Consider the following 17,412-nt stretch of genomic DNA (forward strand, 5'->3'; position numbering starts at 1 on the left):
GCATGAACGGGCTCACCTATCGGGATGTCGGCGCCACCCGCCGCGACGACCTGGTGAGCCGCCCGCCCGCGGGGTTCCGCCCGCTCGAACGCGTCGTGCGGCTCGGCGAGGGCGACCGGTTGTGGGAGTGGGCCGTCGCCGAGACGCTCGCGCTCGGCATCCAACGACGCTCCGGCCTCCGACCCGTCCGGCGCGACCCGGCGGGCCCGGTGAGCGTCGGTGAGCGCGCGATCCTGCGGCTGGGACCGCTGCGCATCCCGATCGAAGTCGTCGACGTCGTCGACGAGCACCAGCGGCGCGGCTTCGCCTACGGCACGCTGCGCGGGCATCCGGAGAGCGGCGAGGAGGCGTTCCTGATCGAGCGCCGGGAGGACGGCTCGGTGTGGCTGCGGATCCGTGCGTTCTCGAGACCCGCGCATCCGCTGCTGTGGATCGGGTATCCCGTGCTGAGGGCCTTCCAGGAGGCCTACACGCGTCGCTACGAGCGGGCGCTCATCCGGCGGAGCTGACCTCCGGCAGGCCGGCGATCGCGGCCGAGGCGGCGACGAGACCGGTCGCGAACGACTCGACGGCGACGAAGGCGCCCGCCTCGAGCAACTCATCGGGCGTGAACGAGCCGGTGCCGACGCCGAGGAACGGGAAGCCCGCGGACGCGGCCGCCGCGCCGTCCATCGGAGTGTCGCCGATGATGACCACACGGTGGCCCGCGAGCGCGTTCGCGGCGAGGCTCGTGAGGTGGTGCCGATCTGCGGAGAGGTGGCCGAAGTACGAGTGGTCCCAGTCGAACGGCTCCTCGCCGTAGCCGGCCTGCAGCATCTTGAACCGCGCGCGCTCCGGGGCGTTGCCGGTGAGCAGCCCGTTGTGCCAGCCCTGCTCGGCGAACCGCGCGAGCGCGTCGGCGGCCCCGGGGCACTGCTCACGCGCGAGTCCGACCTCGTGCTCCTCGACCGACAGCTCGTCGAGGTGGGTGCGGAGGGTGTCGTGCAGACCGACGTCGTGACCGTGGATCGCGAGCAGCTCGCGCAGCAGCTGACCCTCGGTCATCCCGTGCGGGTTCGCCGGACGCTCGGTGGGCGGCGCACCGGTCGTGCGCTCGAAGGCGCGCGCGTAGATGCTCACTCCCGTGAAGTCGTTGACGATGAGCGTGCCGTCGATGTCCCAGAGCAGATAGGTGGCCACGATCCATCGTGCCTCAGCCCACCCCGCGGGTCGGCGCTCGCGACCCGCGGGGTGGGACAATCGCAGGATGCCCTCCGCCCTTCCGCTCGCCGACCCGGCGCCCGCCGACGGCCTCCTGCCGGCCTCGGTCGCCGAGGGTGCGGGGGAGCGCGACTTCGGGGTCTACGTGCATGTGCCGTTCTGCCGCGTGCGGTGCGGGTACTGCGACTTCAACACCTACACGGCTTCCGAGATCCGCGGCGTGAAGCAGTCGGACTACGCCGCGCAGGCGATCGCCGAGGTCGACCTGGCGGCGCGGGTGCTCGAGGCCGCCGGTGCGGCGGGCCGGCCGGCATCCACCGTCTTCTTCGGCGGCGGCACCCCGACGCTGCTGCCGGTCGCCGATCTGGCCGGGATGCTCGCCGCCGTGCGCGACACGTGGGGAGTGGCCCCGGGCGCCGAGGTGACGACCGAGGCGAACCCCGACTCCGTCGACGAGGCGTCGCTCGCGGCACTCGCCGAGGCGGGCTTCACGCGCGTGAGCTTCGGGATGCAGTCGGCCGTGCCGCACGTGCTGAGCGTGCTCGAGCGCACGCACCACCCTGCCCGCATCCCCCTCGTCGTCGAATGGGCCCGCGCCGCGGGGCTCCAGGTGAGTCTCGACCTCATCTACGGCACCCCGGGCGAGTCGCTCGACGACTGGGCCACCTCCCTCGACCTCGCGCTCGCGCAGCATCCGGATCACCTGTCGGCGTACGCCCTCATCGTCGAGGACGGCACGAAGCTCGCCCGTCAGATCGCTCGCGGCGACGTCGGGCAGCCCGACGACGACCTTGAGGCCGACATGTACGACCTCGCCGACGAGACCCTGAGCGCGGCCGGCTACGGCTGGTACGAGGTCAGCAACTGGGCCACGGATGCCGCCCACCGGTCGCGTCACAACCTCGCCTACTGGACGGGGCAGGACTGGTGGGGCGTCGGTCCCGGGGCGCACAGCCACGTCGGCGGCGTGCGCTGGTGGAACGTCAAGCACCCCGCGGCCTACGCCGACCGGCTCGCCGCCGGGGTGTCGCCCGCCGCCGGCCGCGAGACGCTGTCGGCGGAGACCCGCCGCACCGAGGCCGTGCTGCTGCGGTCGCGCATCGTCGAGGGGCTGCCGATCGAGTTGCTCACTTCCGACGGTCGCCGCGCTGTGGCGGGGCTCATCGCCGACGGGCTCGTCGAGGGCGCGGCGGCCCTGCGCGGTCGCGTCGTGCTGACGCGCCCGGGGCGGCTGCTCGCCGACGCCGTCGTGCGCCGGCTGCTCGAGTAGGTCGGCGGTTAACGCACAGAGCCGGGCCACGTGGGCCCGGCTCTGTGCGTCGCGAGACTTACTTCACGAAGTTGATCGCGATCGGGTACTTGTAGGGGCGACCCTCGTTCGCAGCGAGCGCGGCCATGATGCCGAAGATGATCGACAGGATCGACGCCGCGGCCAGGATCAGGAAGCCGATGATGAGCAGCGACGTGATCGCGCCCACGATGTAGCCGATGAGGATCGTCAGCTGGAAGTTCAGCGCGGCCACCGAGTGCGCGCGGATCACCTGCGAGCGGTCCTTGTAGATGAGGAACACGATGAGCGGACCCACCCAGTTGAGGATGATGCCGCCGACGTGCGAGAGGACCGACCAGGTCTTCTCGTCCGAGGGCGAGACCGGCTGGGGCTGGTAGGCGGGCGGCGGGGCCGCGGGAGGAGGCGTGGTCATGTGTGGATTCTCCTAAGGGGTAGGTGTTACTTGATGAGACGCAGGGCGAACGGGTAGCGGTACGACCCGCCGCCGTTGACCTTCACGCCGCCGATGATCGAGAAGATGATCGTGGCGATGATGATCGCCCACGAGGGCAGCGCGAGCACGAAGCCGACGATGTAGTACGCCGAGAGGTTGAAGCCGAACGCGAGCGACGAGCCGATCGCGTAACCGATGATCGACGAGATGATCACCCAGATGATCAGGGCCGCGACGGCGGTGATCATGAAGTTGAGCGCCTCCTTCGACTCGACGAGCGTCTTCGCGCCGCGCTTGCCGAACACGAGGAAGATCACGAGCGCGGGGACGATGGCGAGGAGGCCGAGCCACTGCCACGCGAGCGCGAGCACGATGACCGCGCCGCCGAAGTGGGCGAACGAGGCCCACTGCTTGTCTTCCGCCTCGGTGAGCGGGGCGGCGGGAGCCGGAGCGGCGGCGGGCGGCGGAACCGCGGGACCACCGGCCGGCGGCGGAACGGGCTGCGAAGCGGCGGGGTCGGTCATGGAGGCACTGCCTTTCGGTGAGCGGATGCCGAGAACCGGCATCCCACAAGCTAGCGCTTGCTGATTCCGCGATGCAACGGCTTGGTAACGGCGTGTCGCGCTAGTATTGGCAGTCGATCGAACCGAGTGCTAACCCGTGGAGAGGAGGCTTCGATGGTCTCCGAGCGCAGCCTCGAGGTGCTCCGCGTCGTCGTGCAGGACTACGTCGCCTCCCGTGAGCCGGTCGGATCGAAGGCGATCGTCGAGCGCCACGCGTTCGGCGTCTCGGCCGCCACGATCCGCAACGACATGGCGCTCCTCGAAGAGGAGGGGCTCATCGCGGCCCCGCACACCTCGTCCGGTCGGGTGCCCACCGACAAGGGCTACCGCGTCTTCGTCGACCGCCTCACCGAGCTGCGTCCGCTCAGCTCGGGACAGCGCCAGGCCATCGAGACCTTCCTCGGCGAGTCGGTCGACCTCGACGACGTGCTCGCCCGCACGGTGCGTCTGCTGTCGCAGTTCACGAGCCAGGTCGCCGTCGCTCAGTACCCGTCCTTCGGCAGCGCGCGCATCCGCCACATCGAACTCGTCGCGCTCGGACCGACGCGCCTCATGACGGTGCTCATCACCGACACCGGCCGCGTCGACCAGCGCCTGCTCGACGTCCCGCACACCCTCGACGACGACACCCTCGCCGAGGTGCGCGGTCGCATCAACGCCGACCTCGGCGGACTCGCGCTCGGCGACGCGGCCGCCAAGCTGAGCGGTCTGCCCGCGGCGTTCCCGCGCGAGCGGGCCGACCTCGTCGGCGCCATCGTCGCGAGCCTCGGCGACCAGGTGGCCGCCAACCGGCAGGACAGGATCGTGGTCGCCGGTGCGGCCAACCTCGCCCGCACGGAGCGCGACTTCAGCGGCAGCATCCATCCCGTGCTCGAAGCGCTCGAAGAGCAGGTCACCATGCTGAAGCTGTTCAGCGAGATGGAGATCGAGATCGACGGTGTGCGCACGAGCATCGGGCGCGAGCACGAGGCACCCGGTCTCGGAGAGGCGAGCGTCGTGGCCTCGGGTTACACGGCGGCCGGCGGCGGGATCGCGCACCTCGGGGTGCTCGGACCGACGCGCATGGACTACTCGAACAACATGGCAGCCGTCCGCGCGGTGGCGCGGTACCTGACGCGGCTGCTCGGTGAGGACGAACGGTAAGTGGCGGATCATTACGAGGTCCTCGGGGTCGACAAGAACGCGAGCCCGGAGGAGATCAAGAAGGCGTACCGGAAGCTCGCGCGTGAGCTCCATCCCGACGTCAACCCGAGCGCCGACGCGGCGGACCGCTTCAAGTCGGTCACGCACGCCTACGACGTGCTGAGCGACCCCGACCAGCGGCAGCGCTACGACCTCGGACCCCAGGCGGGGTTCGGCGGTGGTGCCCAGGGCTTCGGCTTCGGCGACATCTTCGAGACGTTCTTCGGTGCCTCGCAGGGCCGCTCCGGCCCGCGGCAGCGCAAGGCGCGCGGCGACGACTCGCTCGTGCGGCTCGAGATCCAGCTCGACGACGTCGTGTTCGGCGCGCACCGCGACCTCGAGGTCGACACCGCGATCACGTGCGAGACGTGTGCCGGGTCGTGCTGCGCACCGGGAACCACGGTCGTCACGTGCGACATCTGCGGCGGCAGCGGCCACATCCAGCGCGCCGTGCGCTCGCTCCTCGGCAACGTCATGACGTCGAGCCCGTGCGGCACCTGCCAGGGCTACGGCACGGTCATCCCGAACCCGTGCCCGACCTGCATGGGTCAGGGCCGGGTGCGGGCCAAGCGCACGCTCTCGTTCGACATCCCAGCCGGAGTCGACACGGGCGACCGCCTCCAGCTCAAGGGCCGCGGTCAGGCGGGACCCGCGGGCGGCCCGAACGGCGACGTCGTCTTCGAGTTCAAGGTCAAGCACCACGACGTCTTCAGCCGCAACGCCGACGACCTCCTCGCGACGCTCGAGGTGCAGATGGTGGATGCGGTGCTCGGCACCGAGGTGACGCTCCCGTCGCTCGACGGCGACGTCACGATCGAGATCAAGCCCGGCACGCAGTCGGCCGACGTCGTCACCGTCAAGGACCGCGGCATCACCAACCGCCGGGGTCAGGGCCGTGGCGACCTGCGGGTCGGCATCCAGGTGGTCACTCCCGTGCGGCTCAACAGCACCGAGCAGAAGCTCATGGAGCAGTTCGCGGCGAGCCGTCGCCCGGTCCGCCCCGAGTTCTCGAAGTTCCAGCAGGGGCTGTTCGCGAAGCTCCGGGATCGCTTCCTCGGCGGTATGTGATGCGCTTGGCTCCAGCCAGGTGCGCCTGGACCCAGCACGAGTCGGGTCCGACCACACGCGACGGGGTCCGACGGGGCGGTCGCCGCTGATGGCGTCGCTGTACCTCGACGCCGACCTCACGGCGCAGGATGTCGTGGCCGGGTCGGTCGTGACGCTCGGCGGCGACGAGGGGCGGCACGCGATCGCGGTCGCCCGGGTGCGCATCGGCGAGAGACTGTCGATCGGCGACGGTGCAGGCGTGGGGGCGAGCGGCACGGTGCTTGAGGTGCAGCGCGACCACCTCACGCTCGCCGTGGAGACCGTCGTGCGAGTCGAAGCACCCCGGCCGGAGCTCTGGCTCGCCCAAGCGCTCGCGAAGGGAGACCGCGACGAGCTCGCCGTGCAGGCGGCGACCGAGCTCGGGGTGTCGGGTGTGATCCCGTGGGCCGCCGAGCGCTCGGTGTCCCGCTGGGAGGGTCCGAAGGCCGCGAAGGGTCGCGAACGCTGGGCATCCATCGTGCGCGAGGCGACGAAGCAATCGATCCGGCCGTTCGTGCCGGCCGTCGAGTCCGTCGCCACGACGAAAGAGCTCACGAAACTCTCCGGACAGCTGCTCGTGCTCGTGCCCGAAGCTCCCGTGGCGCTCACCGCGGTCGAACTCGACGCCGACCGGGTGACGCTCGTCGTCGGCCCCGAGGGGGGCACGTCGCCACGCGAGCTCGACCTCTTCCGCGACGCGGGCGCGACGCTCGTGCGGCTCGGCGCCGAGGTGCTGCGCACCTCGACCGCCGGCCCGGCCGCGCTCGCCGTGCTCAACGCGAGGCTCGGCCGGTGGTAGCCGGAGCCCCGACCGGGCCCGTCGACATCCCCGACCTCGTGCGGGCGTTTGCGGAGCGGGTCGACGATGTCGTGTGGCAGAACGAGATCGGCGGCTTCACCTTCCGCCAGGGCGACCGGTTCCTCAAGTGGAACCCGACGGGGAACGGCGTCGACCTCGAGCACGAACGCACCCGGCTCGCGTGGGCACGGGCCGTCGGGCACCGCGTCCCCGAGGTGCTCGACCTCGCGCGCGACGATGGCGGCCAGCTGCTCGTGACCCGCGCGCTGCCCGGAACCGGCGCGGCCCTCGGCGAGTGGCCCGACCGCCCCGCCGACGCCGTGCGCGCCATCGCCGAGGGCTACCGCTCCCTTCACGACCGCATCCCGGCGGCGGCATGCCCGTTTCGCGTGCCGTGGGTACCCGAGGATCATCCGCCGTTCGACGGCGGACCCGTCGTCGTGCATGGCGACGCGTGTGCGCCCAACACCCTGATCGACGACCACGGGCGATTCGCGGGCCACGTCGACCTCGGCGACCTCGGCGTCGGAGACCGCTGGGCAGACCTCGCGATCGCTTCGCTCAGCCTCGAGTGGAACTACGGCCCGGGATGGGAGCCCGAGTTCTTCGCGGCCTACGGCGTCGCGCGTGACGAGGAGCGGCTGAGCTACTACCGGGCGACCTGGGAGGCGTTCTCCTAAGCTGGGTGACATGGCCGAGCCCACCATCTTCGAGCGCATCGTCGCGGGAGACATCCCGTCGACGAAGGTCTTCGAGAGCGAGCGGCTGCTCGGCATTCAGGACATCGCGCCGAAGGCGCCTGTGCACCTGCTGCTCTTCCCGAAGACCGCCGAGTACGCGAACGTCACCGAACTCGCCGCGGGCGACCCCGGTCTGCTCGCCGAGCTCGTCGCGGCGGCGCAGCACCTCGCCGACGAGCACGTCGGCGGCCAGTACCGTCTCGTCTTCAACACCGGGCCCGAGGCGGGCCAGACGGTGTTCCACGTGCACGCGCACGTGCTCGGCGGCGGGCTCTCGGAGGACACCCTGTGACCGATCCCGGCTCGGCTCGCTCGCACAAGGCGGAGCTCGAGGTCGACGGTGTCGCCATGGTCCGCCTGCTCGGCCCGCAAGACCGCCTGCTGTCGACGCTCGAGAAGCGCTTCCCCGACCTCACCGTGCTCGTGCGCGGTAATCAGGTGACCCTGGAGGGGCCGGACTCCGACGTGCGCGCGGCCGAGCAGCTCGTGCAGGAGCTCATCGCGATGGTGAAGAACGGGGTCGACCTCGGCGAGACCGATGTCACCGCGGGTGCGAGCATCCTCGAGCGCGGTCAGGGCAGCCCGGCCGAGGTGCTGAGCCAGGCGATCCTGACCAGCCGCGGCAAGAGCATCCGACCCAAGACGCTGGGGCAGAAGGCCTACGTCGACGCGATCGACCATCACACGATCGTCTTCGGCATCGGCCCCGCCGGCACCGGCAAGACCTACCTCGCGATGGCGAAGGCCGTGCAGGCCCTCCAGCGCAAGGAGGTCGACCGCATCATCCTGAGCCGTCCGGCGATCGAGGCGGGCGAGCGGCTCGGCTTCCTACCCGGCACGCTCAACGACAAGATCGACCCGTACCTGCGGCCGCTCTACGACGCGCTCAACGAGATGATGGATCCCGAGCTCGTGCCCAAGCTGCTCGCCGCCGGCACCGTCGAGGTCGCGCCGCTCGCGTACATGCGCGGCCGTACGCTCAACAACGCGTTCGTCGTGCTCGACGAGGCGCAGAACACGACGCCCGAGCAGATGAAGATGTTCCTCACCCGGCTCGGCTTCGGCACGAGGATGGTCGTCACGGGCGACATCACCCAGGTCGATCTGCCGACCGGGGCGTCGGGGCTCCAGCTCGTGTCCCGCATCCTCGACGAGATGGACGACATCCACTTCGCCACGCTCACGAGCGAGGATGTCGTGCGCCACTCGCTCGTCGGCAAGATCGTCGACCGCTACACCGAGTACGACGCGCAGCAGCAGGCCCGGCGTTACGCGCGCGAGAATCCCGCGGAGGTCAACCCCGGCGGGGCGAACCGCGCCGAACGCCGCGGGCACGTGCCCCAAGACCGCAAGCAGCCCGGTCCCGCGCAGCGTCCGCAGCGCCCTCGACGGAACGGCTGAACGTGAGCATCGAGATCAACAACGAGTCGGGCGTCGAGGTCGACGAGTCGGCGCTCCAGCGGCTCGCGACCTTCGCCCTCGACCACCTGCACGTGCACCGGGATGCCGAGCTCGCCATCCTGCTCGTCGACGAGGCGGCGATGGAGCAGCTGCACGTGCAGTGGATGGACGAGCCCGGGCCGACCGACGTCCTGTCGTTCCCGATGGATGAGCTGCGTCCCGGCAACGAAGACGAGATCACGCCGCCCGGGCTGCTCGGCGACCTCGTGATCTGCCCGCAGGTGGCGATCGCACAGGCGGCGGATGCCGGCCACTCGGCGTCCGACGAGATGCAGCTGCTCACGGCGCACGGGATCCTGCACCTGCTCGGCTACGACCACGCCGAGCCGGACGAGGAGCGCGAGATGTTCGGCATCCAACGCGAGATCCTCGTCGGCTTCACCCTCGCCGAACGGAAACGATGACCGCGCTCATCGGCGTGTTCGTCGTCGCCGCGGCCCTGCTCGTGGCGTTCGGCGGGCTGCTCGCCGCCGCCGACGCGGCGCTCGGAGTGCTCAGTCGCACCGACCTCGCCGACCTCGCGACGCATCGACGTGCGAAGAAGTCGCTGCTCGCGATCGCCGCCGACACCGGGGCGCACATCAACGCGCTCAACTTCATGCGCATCCTCTCGGAGACGACCGCGGCGGTGCTCGTGACCCTCATCTTCGCGAGTCTCCTCACCGACTGGTGGTGGGTGCTCATCGCCGCCGTGCTCGTGATGACAGGCGCGACGTTCGTGCTCGTCGGCTCGTCGCCGCGCAGCGTCGGACGCGCCCACGCGCGCCCGATCATCTCGTTCGCCGCGCCCCTCGTGCGATTCGTGCGCGTCATGCTGGGGCCGCTCGCCGACGCCCTCGTCGCCCTCGGCAACCGCGTCACACCGGGCCGACCGGCCGCCGTCACCTTCTCGAGCGAGGAGCAGTTGCTCAGCATGGTCGACGAGGCGGCCGAGCTCGAGGTGCTCGAACAGGACGACCGCGAGCTCATCCACTCGATCTTCGAATGGGGCGACACGGTCGTGCGCGAGGTCATGGTGCCGCGCACCGACATGAACACGCTCGACGACGACGCGGGACTCGACGAGGCGATGCACGAGTTCCTGCGCACGGGCCACTCGCGCATCCCGGTCATCGGCAAAGACGCCGACGAGGTCGTCGGCGTGCTCTACCTGCGCGACGTCGCCCGGCACGTCTTCGAGCAGCTCGACGCGTCGGCGAACGCGCGCGATCTCGCGCGTCCCGCGGTGTTCGTGCCGGAGTCGAAGAAGGCCGACGACACGCTGCGCCAGATGCAGATGGAGGCGACAGACCTCGCCCTCGTGATCGACGAGTACGGCGGCATCGCCGGGCTCGTGACGCTCGAGGACCTCATCGAGGAGCTCGTCGGCGACATCTCCGACGAGTACGACACCGAGACGCCCGACGTCTCACACCTCGGCGGCGGCGTGTTCCGGGTGAGTGCGCGGCTGCCACTCGACGAGCTCGGCGACCTGTTCGGCATCGAACTCGAGGACGACGACGTCGACACCGCGGGCGGGCTGCTCTCCAAGGCACTCGGACGCCTGCCGCAGAGCGGGTCGGTGGTCGAGGTCTCCGGGCTCAAGTTGCGGGCGGAACGCGTCGAGGGTCGCCGACGCCTGCTGCGTACGATCGTCGTCGAAGCCGACCAAGCGCTGCTCGACGCCACCGCGGCGTTCGACACCGATCGCCGGGAGGCCGCAGGATGACCGGTCAGCATCGCGCAGGATTCGCGTCCTTCGTCGGACGCCCGAATGTCGGCAAGTCGACCCTCACGAACGCCCTCGTCGGCGAGAAGGTCGCGATCACCTCGTCGAAGCCGCAGACCACGCGCCGCGCCATCCGTGGCATCGTGCACGGCGCCGACGGCCAGCTGATCATCGTCGACACCCCCGGCATCCATCGCCCCCGCACGCTGCTCGGGCAGCGTCTCAACGACGTCGTGACGGCGACCCTCGGTGACGTCGACGTCATCGGCATGTGCTTCCCGGCGAACGAGAAGATCGGACCCGGCGACCGGTTCATCAACGACTCCCTCGACGGATTCCCGCGGGCGAAGAAGGTCGCGATCGTGACCAAGATCGACGCCGCCGGCAAGACCGCGGTGGCCGAGCAGCTGCTCGCGGTGAGCGGGCTGCGCGACTGGGCGGCGATCGTGCCGGTGTCGGCGACCAGCCGCATCCAGTTGGACGTGCTGCTCAAGGAGCTCGTTCAGTTGCTGCCGGTCTCGCCGCCGCTCTATCCCGACGAGCAGCGCACCGACGAGACACTCGAGGCGCGCATCTCCGAGCTGATCCGGGAGGCCGCCCTCGAAGGCGTCAGCGACGAGCTGCCGCACTCGCTCGCGGTGACGATCGACGACATGGTCGATCGCGACGACAAGGAGCTCGTCGAGATCTACGCGAACCTCTGGGTCGAGCGCGACAGCCAGAAGGGCATCGTGATCGGCCACGGCGGCGAACGACTCCAGGATGTCGGCGCGCGCGCCCGGGCACAGATCGAACCCCTCGTCGGCAAGCAGGTCTTCCTGTCACTGCGGGTGAAGGTCGCGAAGGAGTGGCAGCGCGACCCGAAGCAGCTCGGGCGCCTCGGCTTCTGAGCGCCGCTCGGCTCGCGACGTGCCCATATCTGCGCACGTCGGGCCTTGCGACCCGTCAGAAATGGCACGTCGCACCTCCTCCACAGGGGATGAGTCGCGCAGATCTCCGCGGACCGAAGGCGACCGGCCGCTCGGGTGCACGACGGCGGGCATCATCCTCGGATGTCTGGATCGCTTCCACGAGACCTCGAGTCGGGTCCGTTCAGCGTCGCCGAGGCGCTCCGAGGCGGCGTCGCCCCCGCTCGTCTGCGGCGGGTCGACCTGCGCGCAGACTTCCACGGCGTGCGCACGTCCGTCTTCGACGTGGATGATTTCGAGACACGGTGTCGCGCGTACGCGACCCGCCTCGGTCACCACCGGTACTTCAGTCACGCCACAGCCGCCATCCTCTGGGGATTCCGGCTGCCGCTCGGGGTGGAGCGGGCGCGTGACCTCCACGTGACCACCGTGCGTCCGGCCCGTACTCCGCGCACGCGCGGGATCATCGGTCATCACGTCGAGCGTCCGGAGCACGAACTGGACGAGTACCGCGGATTCCGGATCCCCACGCCGCCCGAGACCTGGCGCATGCTCGCCGGTTCACTGACCGTGACGGAGCTCGTCGTGGCGGGCGACGGGCTCCTCTGCCGCACGCGTCCGCACGCGACCGAGGCGCAACTCCGGCGCGCAGTGGCACGCAACGCCGGGAGGCGCGGCAATGCGAAGCTGCGAGCTGCGTTCGACCAGCTTCGGGCGGGCACAGATTCTGCGCGTGAGACGTGGCTTCGCCTCGTGCTCATCGCGGCGGGGCTGCCCGAGCCGCGGGTCAACGAGGTGATCTCCTTGCCGGGTGAACCTGTTCGCTACGGCGATCTCGTCTATCCGGAGTGGAAGGTCGTCGTCGAGTACGAGGGCATCCATCATCAGACGTCGCGCGAGGTCTATCTCGCCGACATCGACAGGTTCGAACAGGTCCTCCCGAACGGGTGGCGCGTGGTGCGGATCGCGAAGGAGCACTCCGCGCACGATGCCGCACGCCGGGTGCGCGCCGCGCTGTCCGCCGCAGGCTGGCGTCCCTGACGCCCGACGTGCCACTTTCTCCCTGTCGCGAACCTCGACGTGCGCAAATTCGGGCACGTCGCGAGCCACTCCGCAGGATGATCGCGATCACTCCCGCGACGGATGCCGGGTGGGGTCGGGCGACGTACCGTGGGGACATGACAGTCGACGATGCGCTCACCCGGTTCGTGGGGTGGTTCTCGCGCGAGAGCCTCATCCGGAACCGCCTGGTGTTCGAAGGCATCGCGGCGGGCCTGTGGTTCGTGATCGGGGTCGGCGGCGTCGCCTACAACGGCGGCGTGCTCGCCATCCTGTCGCATCTCATCCTGTCGGCGACGCTCGTGCTCTACCGCCAACAGCCGCTCATCGCGCTCTCGATCGCGGCCGTCGGCACCCTCGGCATCATGGGCAGCGGAGTCTTCTGGTCGGGGGGCACGACCGTCTTCATCTTCCTGCCGCTCCTCGCGGTCTTCTTCGGCACCTCCGCCTACGGTCGCCCCGCGACGCGCTGGTTGGGGCTCGCGGGCACGCCGATCGCGACCCTCGGCATCGCGACGAGCGCGTTCATCAACGTGCAGTCGCTCTATGCGTTCGTGCTCTTCTGGTTCGTGCTCGCGCTGCTCGTGCTCGCCTGGGTGGCCGGGATGCTCGTGCAGGTCAACCGCAGCCGTCGCGCCGCACTGACGGGAGAGTTGCAGGCGACCGTGCAGCTCGGCGAAGTGAAGCAGGTGGTGACCCTCGAGCAGGAGCGCAACCGCGTCGCGCGTGACGTGCACGACATCGTCGCCCACTCGCTCGCGGTCGTCATCGCGCAGGCCGACGGCGCCCGCTATTCGGCGAAGTCGATCCCCGCTCCGGTCGTCGAGGCGCTCGAGAACATCGCCGCCACGTCGCGCGCCGCGCTCACCGACGTGCGGGTGCTGCTCGGCGAGCTGCGACACAACCAGGAGGCCGGACCGCAGCCGGGGATGGACGACCTCGACGCGCTCGTGCGCGGCTTCCGCGACTCCGGCTTGAAGATCGAGTGGCACAGCTACGGCACGGCGGCGCAGCTCTCCGAAGCTCCCGCGCTCGCGGTCTACCGCATCGTGCAGGAGGCCCTCACGAACGCCCTCCGCCACGGGGAGCGCACCGCTCCGGTCGAGCTCGTCTTCGATTGGGGCACGACGAGCCTCGCCGTCATCGTCACCAACGGCCTGCCGAGCGGCACGGCGGTGCCCGCCAACACGGCCGGCCACGGCATCCCGGGCATGCGCGAGCGCGCGACGCTCGCGGGCGGCGAGCTCGAGGCGAGCGACGGCACCAACGGCCGCTTCCGCGTGCGCGCGACCATCCCGTTCACGCGGGATGCCGCGGCGGTGAACGCGTGAGCCGCGCCGGCATCCGGGTCGCGCTCGTCGACGATCAGCCGCTGTTCCGCGGCGGCCTGCGGATGCTCATCGACTCCCAGGATGACCTCGAGGTCGTCGGCGAGGCGGGCGACGGGGTGGAGGCGCGCGACATGGTGCGGACGTCGAAGCCCGACGTCGTGCTGATGGACATCCGGATGCCGCGTGCCGATGGCATCCAGGCGACCGAGTGGATCGTGGCGGACTCGGCGGCGGAGGGCCCGCGCATCCTCGTGCTCACGACCTTCGATCTCGACGAGAACGCCGCGAAGGCGATCCGCGCGGGGGCGAGCGGTTTCGTGCTCAAAGACGCCGAGCCCGAGTTCCTGCTCGCCGCGATCCGCACGGTGCACTCCGGCACCGCGGTGATCGCACCGTCCGCGACGACCGAGCTCTTCCAGCACTTCGGGGAGCGCGGACCGACCGCAGGCGACCCCGAGGTGCTCTTGCGCGACCTGAGTGCCCGGGAGCGGGAGATCTTCCACCTCGCTGCGCGGGGCCTCTCCAACTCCGAGATCGCGAAGGCCGAGTTCGTCAGCGAGGCGACGGTGAAGACGCACATCTCGCGCGTACTCGCGAAGCTCGGCCTGCGCGACCGGGTGCAGCTCGTCGTCTACGCCTTCGAGAACCGCCTGGCGTAGCCGGTCACGTCGTCGGCACGTCGCGGAGAGCCGAGACGACGGCGACGACGTCGGGCCCGTAGATCTCGTCGAGGTAGGACTGGATGGTGCCGTCGTCGTAGTAGACCGTCGCCCACACGTAGCCGTTCTCGGGGTACGACATGAGCACGGGCACCTCGGTCCACGCGCTCAACTCGTCCTGCACACGCGTGAGCAGCTCCTCGGAGTTGTCGGCCGCGTTCTCGGGGAGCGACCGCGGGTCGGGGTCCTGCTTCATGGGGTCGTAGAGCGCGAGCGGGATGACCATCTCGCCGCGGGTGAACTCGACGCCGTCCCACGTGCCGCTCACGGCGTAGGTGCCCCACGTGACGCCCGACGCGCTCTCGTACATCCCGTCGTCGGGCCACTCCCAGCCGACGATGACGGGTCCGGAGCACTGGGGCGGGTACGACTCCATGATCGGGCCGAGGCAGAACCGGGCCTCTTCACCGTCCTTCTGCAATACGGTGCCCTGACCGACGACCTCGCCGGGGGCGGCGATCGAGGTGGGCTCGCCGGGGCCGTCGGGGACGATGTCGCCGCCGTCACCCGGAGTGAGCGGAGTGGCGCAGGCGGTGAGCAGCAGGGCCGGGGCGGCCACGGCCGCGAGGGCGCGCGAAAGTCTCATGTGCTCCAGTGTCGCGAGCCGCGCGGGCGCGCACCATCCAACGTTTCGCGCGTGTCGTTCGTCAGGGTGGCGAGGCGATCATCCGCGCGGGGGAGGCGGCTCATCCGATGGCCCGACGCCGGCGCATCCTTGCCTCCGTAACGTCGGAGGCATGGACACGCAATCCCCGGCCGCCCGCGCGCGCGCCCTCACGAAGACCTACGGCCACGCGGGAGCCGAGGTGCACGCCCTGCGCGACGTGAACCTCGACATCCACCGCGGGCAGTTCACCGCGATCATGGGCCCGTCGGGCTCGGGCAAGTCGACGCTCATGCACCTCCTCGCGGGGCTCGACGCCCCGACCACCGGCGAGGTGTGGCTCGGCCCGCTCGAGATCGGGCGGATGCCGGACGCCCAGCTCACGCTCGTGCGGCGTCGACGGGTGGGCTTCGTGTTCCAGTCGTTCAATCTCGTGCCGACGCTCGACGTGCGGGGCAACCTGCTGCTGCCGTTCGAGCTCGACGGGCGTCGCCCCGACATCAAGGAGCAGGGCTTCATCGACGAACTCATCTCGTCGCTCGGGCTCGGCGACCGGCTCACCCACCGTCCGCACGAGCTGTCCGGCGGACAGCAGCAGCGCGTCGCGATCGCGCGCGCCCTCGCCACGCGACCCGAGGTCGTCTTCGCCGACGAGCCGACGGGCAACCTCGACTCGAAGACCGGACGCGATGTGCTCGCGCTCCTGCGTCAGGCGAGCGAGCGTCACGGGCAGACGATCGTCATGGTGACGCACGACCCGATCGCCGCAAGCCACGCCGACCGCGTCGTGGTGCTGGGCGACGGGCGCATCGTCGCCGACCGCCCGCGCTCGACCGCGGAGGAGATCTCGGCGTTCATGCTCTCGCTCGAGGTGACGTCGTGACGGCGACCAGGCGCGCGGGACGCGGGGCGAGCATCCTCGTCGCCGCGCTCGGGGCCGCGTTCGGTGTCGCACTCCTGCAGGTGACAGGCGCGCTCGCCGCCGTCATCGCGGCCGACGACGTCACCGGGTCGAGCAACACGGTCGCCCTCATGCTGCGCATCCTCGCGTTCGTGTTCATCGTCATCGCCGTCTACACGGCGTCGGTGGTCACCGCGAACACCTTCTCGACGATCGTCGCGGGTCGGGTGCGCGAGATCGCCCTGCTGCGGCTGCTCGGCTCCTCGGCCCGCCGCGAGCGTGGCCGTATCGCCCGCGAGGGACTCCGCGTCGGGCTCATCGGCGCCGTCATCGGCGCGCTCGTCGGAACCGCCGCCGCGTGGGCGATCGAGCGACTCGGGGTCGCGACCGACGTCGTCCCCGAGTCGGGATACACGTACCTCGACCCGGTCGTGCTCATCCCCGTGGTCGCCGTGGTCTTCACGACCTGGGCGGCATCATGGGTCGGCTCTCGCCGCGTCACGACCGTGACTCCGCTCGAGGCGCTCGGCCGTTCGGAGGAACTCAGCCGCGAAGAGACGCAGGCGCGTCCCTGGCGCAACCGCGCCGCGCTCGTGCTCGTCATCCTCGGCATCGCGCTGCTCGGACTCGGTCTCGTCGCCGGGCTGGTGAGCCCGCTCGGGATGCTCATCGCACTGCCCGGCGGCGTGCTGTCCTTCACGGGTGTCGTGCTCGGCGCGGATGTCGTCATGCCGCCTGTGCTGCGCCTCACCGGGCGGCTGCTCGGCCGCAGCGCGCCCGCTCGCCTCGCCGCGGAGAACGCGATCCGGCATCCACAGCGCTCGTCGCGCGCCACGATCGGCCTCGTCATCGGCGTGACCCTCGTGACGATGTTCGCCGTCGCGATGGCCGGATTCGAGGCGTCGATCCGTGCCGCGCAGGAGCAGAACCCCGAGGTGTACGGGGGGACCGACACGATGCTCGCCGCGACGACCGCGATCTTCTCGGTGCTCGTCGGATTCAGCGGGCTCATCGCCGCCGTCGGGCTCGTCAACAACCTGTCGCTCAGCGTGCTGCAGCGACGCCGTGAGATCGGCCTGCTGCGGGCGCTCGGCTTCACCGCTCCCCAGGTACGTCGGATGATCCTCGCCGAGAGCGCGCAGCTCACCTTCGCTGCCGTGATGCTCGGCCTCGTGCTCGGAGCCGTGTACGGCTGGATCGGCGCGCAGTCGCTGCTGGGTTCGGCGTCGGGTCTCATCGTGCCCGTACCGCCGTTCCTCGTGCTCGGCATCGTCGTGCTCGCGGGGGCGGCGCTCACCGCGGCGGCGTCGTGGGCGCCCGCCCGGATGGCGGTGCGGGTGTCTCCCGTGGAGGCGCTCGCCGTCGACTGAGCCCCGAGATGACGGAAGGCCGGCCCCCGAGGGGACCGGCCTTCCGCGTCGCGTCCG

20 protein-coding genes are annotated in these 17,412 nt (G+C 70.6%); 16 read left to right on the plus strand and 4 right to left on the minus strand.

Annotation, left to right across the window (positions count from 1 at the left end; all coding sequences use genetic code 11):
* Positions 1-2: 2 nt before the first annotated feature.
* Positions 3-509, plus strand: coding sequence for a DUF1990 domain-containing protein (locus ACO1X9_RS04310; protein ID WP_486349599.1), 507 nt, complete (start codon positions 3-5; stop codon positions 507-509).
* Here the strand turns inward: ACO1X9_RS04310 and ACO1X9_RS04315 are convergent.
* Entirely contained in the window at positions 493-1,179 is a 687-nt protein-coding gene (locus ACO1X9_RS04315) for an HAD family hydrolase (protein ID WP_486349600.1), read from the minus strand. The two genes, ACO1X9_RS04310 and ACO1X9_RS04315, sit on opposite strands and share 17 nt — an antisense overlap.
* A 67-nt stretch (positions 1,180-1,246) precedes the next feature.
* On the opposite strand from ACO1X9_RS04315, the gene hemW reads away from it, so the two are divergent.
* Positions 1,247-2,470, plus strand: a complete 1,224-nt coding sequence (hemW, locus tag ACO1X9_RS04320; RefSeq protein ID WP_486349601.1) for a radical SAM family heme chaperone HemW — start codon at positions 1,247-1,249, stop codon at positions 2,468-2,470.
* A 58-nt stretch (positions 2,471-2,528) separates the two neighbouring features.
* Here the strand turns inward: hemW and ACO1X9_RS04325 are convergent, their stop codons facing one another.
* Together ACO1X9_RS04325 and ACO1X9_RS04330 are read right to left on the minus strand one after the other, a co-directional pair.
* Positions 2,529-2,903 carry a DUF4870 domain-containing protein gene (locus tag ACO1X9_RS04325; RefSeq protein ID WP_486349602.1) on the minus strand — a complete coding sequence of 125 codons (375 nt, stop codon included), beginning with the start codon at positions 2,901-2,903 and terminating at the stop codon, positions 2,529-2,531.
* A 26-nt stretch (positions 2,904-2,929) separates the two neighbouring features.
* Positions 2,930-3,448: a DUF4870 domain-containing protein gene (locus ACO1X9_RS04330; RefSeq protein WP_486349603.1), complete on the minus strand. Its 519-nt coding sequence runs from the start codon at positions 3,446-3,448 to the stop codon at positions 2,930-2,932.
* Positions 3,449-3,601: 153 nt separating this feature from the next.
* Between ACO1X9_RS04330 and hrcA the strand changes: the two genes are divergently transcribed.
* The 12 genes from hrcA (at position 3,602) to ACO1X9_RS04390 (ending at position 14,420) form a co-directional block, all read left to right on the plus strand.
* Positions 3,602-4,630 (plus strand): heat-inducible transcriptional repressor HrcA, encoded by a 1,029-nt coding sequence (gene hrcA / locus ACO1X9_RS04335; protein ID WP_486349604.1) that lies wholly within the window; start codon positions 3,602-3,604, stop codon positions 4,628-4,630.
* On the plus strand, positions 4,631-5,737 hold the full coding sequence (dnaJ, locus tag ACO1X9_RS04340) for a molecular chaperone DnaJ (RefSeq protein ID WP_486349605.1): 1,107 nt from the start codon (positions 4,631-4,633) through the stop codon (positions 5,735-5,737).
* Between the two features lie 88 nt (positions 5,738-5,825).
* The gene (locus ACO1X9_RS04345) at positions 5,826-6,554 is read left to right on the plus strand and encodes a 16S rRNA (uracil(1498)-N(3))-methyltransferase (protein WP_486349606.1); all 729 of its coding nucleotides are present in this window, start codon (positions 5,826-5,828) and stop codon (positions 6,552-6,554) included.
* A complete protein-coding gene (locus ACO1X9_RS04350) occupies positions 6,548-7,234 on the plus strand; it encodes a phosphotransferase (protein ID WP_486349607.1) in 687 nt (228 codons plus the stop codon). The genes ACO1X9_RS04345 and ACO1X9_RS04350 overlap by 7 nt, the downstream gene beginning before the upstream one ends.
* A gap of 10 nt (positions 7,235-7,244) precedes the next feature.
* Positions 7,245-7,586 (plus strand): HIT domain-containing protein, encoded by a 342-nt coding sequence (locus tag ACO1X9_RS04355; protein ID WP_486349608.1) that lies wholly within the window; start codon positions 7,245-7,247, stop codon positions 7,584-7,586.
* Positions 7,587-7,642: 56 nt separating this feature from the next.
* Positions 7,643-8,695, plus strand: coding sequence for a PhoH family protein (locus tag ACO1X9_RS04360; RefSeq protein ID WP_486349632.1), 1,053 nt, complete (start codon positions 7,643-7,645; stop codon positions 8,693-8,695).
* A gap of 2 nt (positions 8,696-8,697) precedes the next feature.
* The gene (gene ybeY, locus ACO1X9_RS04365; protein WP_486349609.1) at positions 8,698-9,159 is read left to right on the plus strand and encodes an rRNA maturation RNase YbeY; all 462 of its coding nucleotides are present in this window, start codon (positions 8,698-8,700) and stop codon (positions 9,157-9,159) included.
* Positions 9,156-10,463 carry a hemolysin family protein gene (locus ACO1X9_RS04370; protein ID WP_486349610.1) on the plus strand — a complete coding sequence of 436 codons (1,308 nt, stop codon included), beginning with the start codon at positions 9,156-9,158 and terminating at the stop codon, positions 10,461-10,463. The genes ybeY and ACO1X9_RS04370 overlap by 4 nt, the downstream gene beginning before the upstream one ends.
* Complete coding sequence (gene era, locus ACO1X9_RS04375; protein ID WP_486349611.1) at positions 10,460-11,353, plus strand: GTPase Era; 894 nt, start codon at positions 10,460-10,462, stop codon at positions 11,351-11,353. Before ACO1X9_RS04370 ends, era begins: the two co-directional genes overlap by 4 nt.
* A gap of 162 nt (positions 11,354-11,515) precedes the next feature.
* Entirely contained in the window at positions 11,516-12,412 is an 897-nt protein-coding gene (locus tag ACO1X9_RS04380) for a hypothetical protein (protein ID WP_486349612.1), read from the plus strand.
* Between the two features lie 137 nt (positions 12,413-12,549).
* Positions 12,550-13,761, plus strand: a complete 1,212-nt coding sequence (locus tag ACO1X9_RS04385) for a sensor histidine kinase (RefSeq protein ID WP_486349613.1) — start codon at positions 12,550-12,552, stop codon at positions 13,759-13,761.
* Positions 13,758-14,420 carry a response regulator gene (locus ACO1X9_RS04390; protein ID WP_486349614.1) on the plus strand — a complete coding sequence of 221 codons (663 nt, stop codon included), beginning with the start codon at positions 13,758-13,760 and terminating at the stop codon, positions 14,418-14,420. The genes ACO1X9_RS04385 and ACO1X9_RS04390 overlap by 4 nt, the downstream gene beginning before the upstream one ends.
* Positions 14,421-14,424: 4 nt before the next feature.
* On the opposite strand, the gene ACO1X9_RS04395 is transcribed toward ACO1X9_RS04390, so the two are convergent.
* Complete coding sequence (locus ACO1X9_RS04395; RefSeq protein ID WP_486349615.1) at positions 14,425-15,066, minus strand: hypothetical protein; 642 nt, start codon at positions 15,064-15,066, stop codon at positions 14,425-14,427.
* 151 nt (positions 15,067-15,217) lie between these two features.
* On the opposite strand from ACO1X9_RS04395, the gene ACO1X9_RS04400 reads away from it, so the two are divergent.
* Both ACO1X9_RS04400 and ACO1X9_RS04405 read left to right on the plus strand, forming a co-directional pair.
* Positions 15,218-15,967, plus strand: coding sequence for an ABC transporter ATP-binding protein (locus tag ACO1X9_RS04400; protein WP_486349616.1), 750 nt, complete (start codon positions 15,218-15,220; stop codon positions 15,965-15,967).
* Positions 15,964-17,355, plus strand: a complete 1,392-nt coding sequence (locus tag ACO1X9_RS04405) for an ABC transporter permease (protein ID WP_486349617.1) — start codon at positions 15,964-15,966, stop codon at positions 17,353-17,355. The genes ACO1X9_RS04400 and ACO1X9_RS04405 overlap by 4 nt, the downstream gene beginning before the upstream one ends.
* The last annotated feature ends 57 nt before the right edge of the window (positions 17,356-17,412 follow it).

The sequence above is a fragment of the Pseudolysinimonas sp. genome, assembly GCF_057350545.1.